Raw genomic sequence first — 1,706 nt, forward strand, 5'->3', positions numbered from 1 at the left:
ATACCGCCGAGCGGATGAACTGATGCGGTGGACGGCCCCTGAGCGGCATCGATGTGCCAGGCTCGCGGCTGTTGAGGTCAGCGAGCGAAGGGACCGTCCGCATGCAGGTTACCACCATCGGCTTGGACATCGCCAAGCGCGTGTTCCAGGCGCACGGCGTGGATGAGGCTGGCCGGGCCGTGCTACGGCGAAAGCTGCAGCGGGTCGAGGTGCTGACCTTCTTTCGAGGCCTGCCGCCCTGCCTTGTCGGCATCGAGGCGTGCGGCACGGCGCATCACTGGGCGCGCGAGATCCGGGCGTTGGGTCACGAGATCCGGCTGATGCCGGCATCCTACGTGAAGCCCTACGTCAAGCGCGGCAAGACGGACGCGGCGGACGCCGAGGCGATCTGCGAGGCAGTGACCCGCCCGACCATGCGGTTCGTCCCGGTCAAGACGCCTGAGCAGCAGGCGGTACTGATGCTGCACCGGACGCGGGACCTGCTGGTGCGGCAGAGGACGATGCTGGTGAACGCGCTTCGTGGGCACATGGCCGAGTTCGGCGTGATCGCGCCTCAAGGCATCTCACGCGTCACCGACCTGCTGGCCGTTCTCCTGGGCGAAGACGAGGCCGTGCTGCCGATGCTGGCCCGGCAGGCGCTGCGGGGGTTGGCTGCCGAGCTGGAGAGCCTGGGCGAGCGGATCGAGGCCACTGAGGCCGCCATCCTGACCTGGCACAAGGGGAACGAGACCAGCCGTCGCCTCGCCACTATTCCCGGTATCGGGCCGATCACGGCGTCCGCGCTGGTCGCCAGCCTCCCCGATCCCACCCGGTTCCGCTCGGCCCGGCACCTGGCTGCCTGGATCGGGCTGGTGCCCCGGCAGAACTCGAGCGGCGGCAAGGAGCGCCAGGGCGGCATCTCCAAGCAGGGCGACCGCACCTTGCGCCGCCTGCTCGTGCTCGGCGCGGTCGCGGTCATCCGCCATGCCCGGACCCGATCGGCCGCCGAGGCAGGCTGGCTCAAGCGCCTGCTGGAGCGCCGCCCGGCGAAGCTCGCTGCCGTCGCGCAGGCCAACAAAACCGCCCGCATCGTCTGGGCGCTCCTGACCCGGGGCGGGACCTACCGCGCCCCGACCATGCCCCAGCCCGCCCCGGCATGAGGTTGTAGAGGACCCCCACCGGCTATCGCCGCTGCCGGTGGGGTCGCGAGGGTGATGGCGACGTGATGGCACACCGGTCGAAGCCGGGGCCTGGTACAGCCCGTCCAGAGTCTTGCGCCCCGTGCGCGACAAACTGATTGGGAGCCGGGCCGCGGACTGCATCAGGGCCAGCGGTCAGAGAGCCGCGTAAAAAGGCCGGACACATGACTGCACCCGACCGCGGCGCCACAACGTCATATCCCCCTTGCGGCGAAGGGGCCGTCCACACATGACTCTGGTGTGATTTCCGCGTAGGCGGGGATGGTGATTCGCTTCAGGCCTGACCTGGCGGGGTAGGCGGATGGGGCGAGCCCTGGAGATCCGGAGGGATGTGGCGAGTGCGGGCGATCTCCGGCGCTTGGCGCGGCGCGAGCGGAACCGACGAACCGCGACGCGGATGCTGGCGGTGGCGCATGCTCTGGACGGGCTGAGCCGGGCGGAGGCGGCACGGCTGGTGGGGCTGGAGCGGCAGGCGTTGCGTGACGCGGTGGTGCGCTTCAACGCTGAGGGCCTGGAGGGTCTGCGAGA

Annotated in this window: 2 protein-coding genes; both read left to right on the plus strand. The window is 70.3% G+C overall.

The features are described from left to right. Positions 1-101 precede the first annotated feature (101 nt). A complete protein-coding gene (locus tag EAH89_RS30785; protein WP_140887989.1) occupies positions 102-1,139 on the plus strand; it encodes an IS110 family RNA-guided transposase in 1,038 nt (345 codons plus the stop codon). A gap of 340 nt (positions 1,140-1,479) precedes the next feature. Continuing rightward, the coding region (locus EAH89_RS30790; protein WP_140887992.1) for a helix-turn-helix domain-containing protein at positions 1,480-1,706 on the plus strand (227 nt) is incomplete at its 3' end.

The sequence above is a fragment of the Muricoccus nepalensis genome, from assembly GCF_006438825.1.
In the GTDB taxonomy this organism is placed as follows: domain Bacteria; phylum Pseudomonadota; class Alphaproteobacteria; order Acetobacterales; family Acetobacteraceae; genus Roseomonas; species Roseomonas nepalensis.

Coding starts and splice junctions, on each gene's coding strand:
- EAH89_RS30785 (WP_140887989.1), top strand. CDS start 102: ATGCAGGTTACCACCATCGGCTTGGACATCGCCAAGCGCGTGTTCCAG.